Source organism: Acinetobacter higginsii (assembly GCF_000369525.1).
Classification (GTDB): Bacteria; Pseudomonadota; Gammaproteobacteria; order Pseudomonadales; family Moraxellaceae; genus Acinetobacter; species Acinetobacter higginsii.
Genome location: NZ_KB850083.1, coordinates 1 through 5,940, shown reverse-complemented (window position 1 = coordinate 5,940; position 5,940 = coordinate 1). Strand labels below are relative to the sequence as shown.

Sequence of the window (5,940 nt, the reverse complement as noted above, 5' to 3'; positions counted from 1 at the left end):
TTTTTTTTAAGGTTATAAAATGAACCGCCTAGAATATAAGTTGATGCAAATTTGTGACCGGAATAAGGATGGATCACATACAACTCAAGCGAACCGTAGATCGATGTTGTCACAGATGACGGAGGACTTGAAAACTCTTGGTTATAAAGTCAAGGATATGCAGCCCAGTGACTTGAAAGGTAGACATATCAATGCTTTGATCAAAAAATGGCAAGATGATGGAAAAAGTGCTGGAACGATAAAAAATCGTATGGCTGTTGTTCGATGGTGGTCTGAAAAGATTGGTAAGGCGGACATGGTAAAAGATAACAGCATTTATGGAATAGAGAATCGTGTCTATGTAACTAATACAGATAAATCAAAGACTTTAAAAGATATTGATTTAAGTGGTGTTTCACCTTACATCAGCCAGTCTTTGAGACTACAAGATGCGTTTGGTCTTAGACGTGAAGAATCTATGAAATTTCAGCCTATTTATGCGCTCGATGGTCAATCTGTTGAGACTGCTAAACACATACGTTTAAAAGAGTCGTGGACGAAAGGCGGTAGAGCAAGGGTTATACCTATCACCAGTGATAAGCAACGGCAAGAGCTAAAAGCTGCACTGGCATTAGCAAAGGATGGTTCATTGATACCACCTGAAAAAACGTACAAGGCTCATCTTGCGACATGGGAGAAGGTTACTAATGCCCTTGAAATCGGCCAGACACATGGCTTAAGGCATGGTTATGCCCAAGATAGATATTTGCAGTTGATGGGTTTTCCTTGTCCTGCTGTTGGTGGTTATCGAGAGCTGACAGAGCTAGAAAAGGCTAAGGATCATGATGTACGTATGCAGATCAGCGAAGAGTTAGGGCATAGCCGTATCAATATCACATCGGTTTACTTGGGGTCGTGGACTAAGGGGGCGTAAATGGGAATTGCAGCAGACATTAGAGAAAAGTTACCTACTTGCGGTCGGTGTATTAACTGTAAGTTGGTTATTTGGGATGACAAAGCAGAGTTAAAAACAGCTCAAAACCTTATAAAGTTTAAGGGTCTGGACGAAAATTTTTACTATATGGTGCGCTGTTCTTGGCTTAAAAGCCCTGTGTATGAACCGCAGTATCTTACGACTTGTGAAGGTAAGCAGCTACAAAAGGGGGGTGAGTGATGGCGACTAGCTTTGCTGAAGTTATGGTTTTTCAGGCAGTTATTCTTGGCCCTCTGTTGATGGGGGTAAATGCTGGATATTTAGAGCAAGCAAAGAAGAGATATGAAACAGGTACTAAAGTAACGCCAGGATGGTGGATAAAAGTGTGTTCCTGGGGAGCAACGGTTTATGTTCTCGGCTTTTTGTTTATTTGTTGGATAAGCCCAGATTTTTCTTTTTTCCCTGATTTCATAAAGTATGGGCTTCTTCCTCTATCTGTGTACGTGCTGATTTGTAAGTGGCTTTCTGTTGGGTATACAGAATGGAAGCCAGTGGTTGGAAGTGGGGCTGTAAAGAAAAGTGCAATAGTAAAATTTCGAGATATTCGTGATCGATCTCGTATGTGGAGTGTTCTTAACATTACACGTGAGTATGGTTCGCCTCTTATCTGTTTTGGAGACAGCTACGATTATGAATCTAATCCGGATGATTTGGATGATAAAACTAAAGTTTTTACAGATGAACAAATGGAATGGTGTGAAAATACAGACAAAGCAAGGGCTACAAATGAAAATAGGGGGTTAATTGTTGGTGAGCCGGGGACTGGTAAAAGTAGTTACCTTGTTGCCCAGCTCATTGACTGGATGCAGTCAGGAAAATCTTTTGTTGCCACTGACATCAAGCCGGAGATTTGGGGAATTTTAAAGGAAAATGGTGTTTTTGACCGTTTTGGGTACACAGATTGGGTGATCAATCCGACTGATACAGCAAGCCACCACTACAATATTTTTTCTGAAGCAATGTCTTCAGCAGAGTTGAATGAGATCCTTGCAGTGGTCATCCCTAATACTGATGAAAGTGCAGAAGTTTTTGCTGAAAATGCCCGTAGACTTTTAAAAGCAGTTGTTATGGAGTTAGGGGAGAAGGCAAGTTTACCAGAATGTCAGCGTTATATTAATCGTTGTGATGATGTGCCGGAGCTGTTAAAGCAACTTCGCCAGTCTGATAATGAGGTGGTGGTTTCAATTGCTAAGGACATCACAAGAACAGCAAAAAATGACAATCTATTGTCATCTATTATGACCAGTCTAAGCAAAGCTTTTGCTTTCCTTGATGATGATCGTATTAGGACGTCTACGGCTAAAAGTGACGTTGCTTTAAAAGAGGTGTTGTTAAAGCCAAAGCAGGCGGTTTTTTTGCAGTTTGATCAGCAGTATAAGTCAACAACAGAAACGCTTTTTGGTGCAATGGTGGCTCATACTCTTCGTATATTGCAGAGTAGCTATCGTAAGCGTGATGAGGTTTTTGTAGCCTTGGATGAAATTATTAATTGTGCTGCCATACCTAAGTTTATTGACACGCTGAATACAATGCGTAGTGCAAAAATGCCGACTTTCCTTTATCTGCAAGCCCTTGAAGGTCTTAATCGTGTCTATGGTGCAGGTGCAGACAGATTATTTATGGGAGCATGTGATTTTAAGGCTGTATATAAGATAGGTGACCCTGAGACCGCTAAGGTTTTTAGTAATTTGATTGGTGTTACTGAAGGGACGATTACGGATAAGAACTTTAGTACTGGTAATAACACTAACTCAGTTAATGAACGTTCGATGCTAGGTGTGAGTGTTGCTGATTCTTATAGTAGTGGAAAAAATAATCAGGAAGGCACACTTATTAAAACTTCGATGATGCAAGTCATTGAACCTGATGAATTTACACGTTTAGAGCCGTATCGAGCAGTGTGTATCTATAAAGGGGAAGCCACTATTTTTAAAATGCCGTGTTATCACGAAGATTATCCGGTTCCTGATCGCCCGCAGTATCCAACTATGGGTGAATATTTGGAATACTGTGGAGAAGCGATTTAAAAGCCGTTGGTGCGCTGATTACCAACGGCTAGGGCAGTAAGTATATCCTAGATCGGCACAGCAGAGCTGTGCGACAAACCCGCTGACATAGCGGGTTTGTTGTTTTCTATAGTGAACGTCCCTAAATTCTAGATAAAACCGCCAGTCTTGGCGGCTTAAGCTGGGTGTCTACCCAGCGACAAGCGATATTCGGATGAATCCCTCTCTGATTACTGCTTTTTCTTTTTTAGATACACGGAAAATTTGTGTTTTTGGGGGTGATTTTTTCCGTGTATTTTTAACCGAAAAATCTGCCAAGTAAGCTCTTTTTATGCTCTATTCTTTTTTGATTAATTTGGTTGTAAAGCTGCTCTTTGTCTAACCTAAGGTCTGCAATTTGTTGCTGTAGTTGATTTATGAAAATTTCTTTTTGAGCTAATAGCTGTTTGAGCTGTTCAATTTCATTTTTTGCTTGTTGTAACTGGGTGTCACTGTTAACAGATTGAACGTCACTATTGTTTAGGGTGACGTTTTTATGTGTATTTTCTGTGTTTACACCGATGACACGAATTAAATCATTAACATCAAGTAAGCCATTTGCATCTTTGGTTAAATGTCCTTGTTTTATCTTCTTATATAAGGTGTTTCGACTAACATTAAAGTCTTTTGATGCTTGTGTAACTGTTATACGAGCCATTGTGTCATCCAGTGTTCATAGTGACGTAACAGCAGGTTACATGGGGGGGTGGAGGATATAAACCTTTTTCCGTAGTTTTTCATGTAGCCGGCTATAAAATTTTTATTTTTGATAAAATGAAGCTTCGCCAGATGTTGCAATGTTGCTGAAACAGTTGTAACTTCATAACAGAATTTTTATTAACATGATTTGTGTAGGCACAAAAAAAGCCCGTATTCAGTTTGGCGACTAGATGGGCTTTTGATGTACACACTGATCAGCAGTAAGCGAATGTCAGCATGCAAAGTTATTATAACAGTAAGCAAACATCTCGCAAGTCATTAAAAGGACTTGAGAGATGCCAAATAGTGTAAATCTTACAGTAAATTTCACAAAACCCTTAAAAAAACCTCATTTTGGTAAAGGCGTTTCTGCGCTTTCTAAAGGCTCGCCTGCATCAAAATCGGGTGCCCTTGGTAAACTTACGAAATCTCAGTCCACGCTTGAAAATAAAGGCTTTCAGCGACTTCACTCATTTGTGCTTCAAGATCAATCTGCAAAACTTTTGCCACAGGAACGTGTCTGCAATTGTTTAAAAAGACGCATAGATAAAAACAAAAATCGTACTGTCATGTTTAATGAGGCACGGGAAAAAACCAATTGGGGCAATTTGCAACGCTGTGGGTCGGTTTGGTCATGTCCTGTTTGTGCAAAACAAATTACAGAAGAAAGACGTTTTGAGATGGGGCAGTTAATTAAATACTGGGAACAACAAGAAAATTCAGACATTAAATTAATGACTTTGACATTTAGTCATTCGAAAGATGAGCCGCTGAAAGTCCTTTTAAGAAAGTTAAAAAATGCGATCACGATGTTTTTTGGTGGTCGGCAGTTCAAGGACTTATCCAAGCTTTGCAAGATTCAATACAAAGTTCGTAGTCTGGAAGTCACTTATGGCTCAAATGGATGGCATCCTCATTTTCATATTCTTTTATTGACCAAAGATACTGACGATTTAGCCTATTCGTATAGGGACAGGCTCGCAAAATACTGGATGCATTGTTGTGAGTCGAAAGGACTGAAAAGTCCATCAATGAAGCACGGACTAGATATTCGTGATGGTTCATATGCTGAAGAGTATGTGGCGAAATGGGGGCTGGATTACGAGATGACAAAAGGTCATGTAAAACGTGGTCGTAAAGAATCATTAAGTCCGTTTGATTTGCTCCAGTTGTCGATTGAAGATCAGGAAGTTTTTGAGAAATTGCCAAGCAAGTTATGGCAGGAATTTGCCCTTTCCATGAAAGGGGCAAGGCAGCTTGTTTGGTCGAGGGGTCTTAAAAAACTGGTGGGTATTGGTGAGAAATCTGATGAAGAAATTGCTAATGAAACCGATGAAGAAAGTATCACTTTAAGGGAAGTTGATCAGATCACTTTTGATCTGTTAATCAAATATCAAAAACGCCATGACTTCTTGGAATGGCAAAAAAGGGATTTCCTCAATGGCTGCTATGGCAGCGGAGAAACTGAACAAAATTTAATAGCACTTTTTGAACGATACATTGCAGAGCTACCCGACGAGCAAAGTGAATTTATTCACGCTTGCAAATCGTTGGTGTAGTGCGGGGCGGGGTCGTAACTACCGATTTATCGGTAGTGACGACCCTATAATCTTAGGCTATATATAGATTAGATGAAGTTTTTTTAAATTATTGCTTCGTGACAATATTTACAAGTATAAAAAATAGGCTATAATACAGGTTCTTTCTTTTGTCTTTTCATGACCTTCATCGCTGTTTTTTCTTTTGATTTCTCAGCTTAAACCAAACTCAAAAATAGGAGTCCATACACACTAAACATTAACGTCTTACACGCTTAATTATTGCTTTTGCAACTGTTGTATCTATCTGCTCTATTAAAAATTTTAACCGTTTCCACGATTAAAAAGAGCATTAACACTTACCTTAAGGCTGACTCCTTATGACTGATTACGAATTACATATCCCGACTAAAACAGTGAAATTGGGACAACAAACAATACATGTTTCATCTGCTGACCAAGTACATTTCGATGGTTATCAAATTGGTTCACAGCGCTTTTTTTTATACCATTTTGATCCATTAACAAAAAAAGAAACGATTACGACTATTCCCCCAAAATTGGCACAGGATTTAATTAATAAACTGCATTTATTCGCTAGATTTGCCTGATTTTTACCCCTTTTTATGCTGCGGTAAATGTCCACTGGACATTTGTCCTCGCATAAAAAGGGGTTCTTTTTTTT

At 39.2% G+C, this 5,940-nt stretch carries 5 protein-coding genes; 4 read left to right on the top strand and 1 reads right to left on the bottom strand.

What is annotated here, in order from left to right:
- The first annotated feature begins 19 nt into the window (after positions 1-19).
- The gene (locus tag F902_RS21840; protein ID WP_005207781.1) at positions 20-913 is read left to right on the top strand and encodes a phage integrase N-terminal domain-containing protein; all 894 of its coding nucleotides are present in this window, start codon (positions 20-22) and stop codon (positions 911-913) included.
- 239 nt (positions 914-1,152) lie between these two features.
- Positions 1,153-3,000 (top strand): type IV secretion system DNA-binding domain-containing protein, encoded by a 1,848-nt coding sequence (locus F902_RS21830; RefSeq protein WP_005207778.1) that lies wholly within the window; start codon positions 1,153-1,155, stop codon positions 2,998-3,000.
- Between the two features lie 277 nt (positions 3,001-3,277).
- On the opposite strand, the gene F902_RS21825 is transcribed toward F902_RS21830, so the two are convergent.
- Positions 3,278-3,676 (bottom strand): plasmid replication DNA-binding protein, encoded by a 399-nt coding sequence (locus tag F902_RS21825; RefSeq protein ID WP_005207775.1) that lies wholly within the window; start codon positions 3,674-3,676, stop codon positions 3,278-3,280.
- A 337-nt stretch (positions 3,677-4,013) separates the two neighbouring features.
- Between F902_RS21825 and F902_RS21820 the strand changes: the two genes are divergently transcribed.
- Positions 4,014-5,276, top strand: a complete 1,263-nt coding sequence (locus F902_RS21820) for a protein rep (RefSeq protein ID WP_005207773.1) — start codon at positions 4,014-4,016, stop codon at positions 5,274-5,276.
- Positions 5,277-5,635: 359 nt separating this feature from the next.
- Positions 5,636-5,866 carry a hypothetical protein gene (locus tag F902_RS21815; protein WP_005207772.1) on the top strand — a complete coding sequence of 77 codons (231 nt, stop codon included), beginning with the start codon at positions 5,636-5,638 and terminating at the stop codon, positions 5,864-5,866.
- The last annotated feature ends 74 nt before the right edge of the window (positions 5,867-5,940 follow it).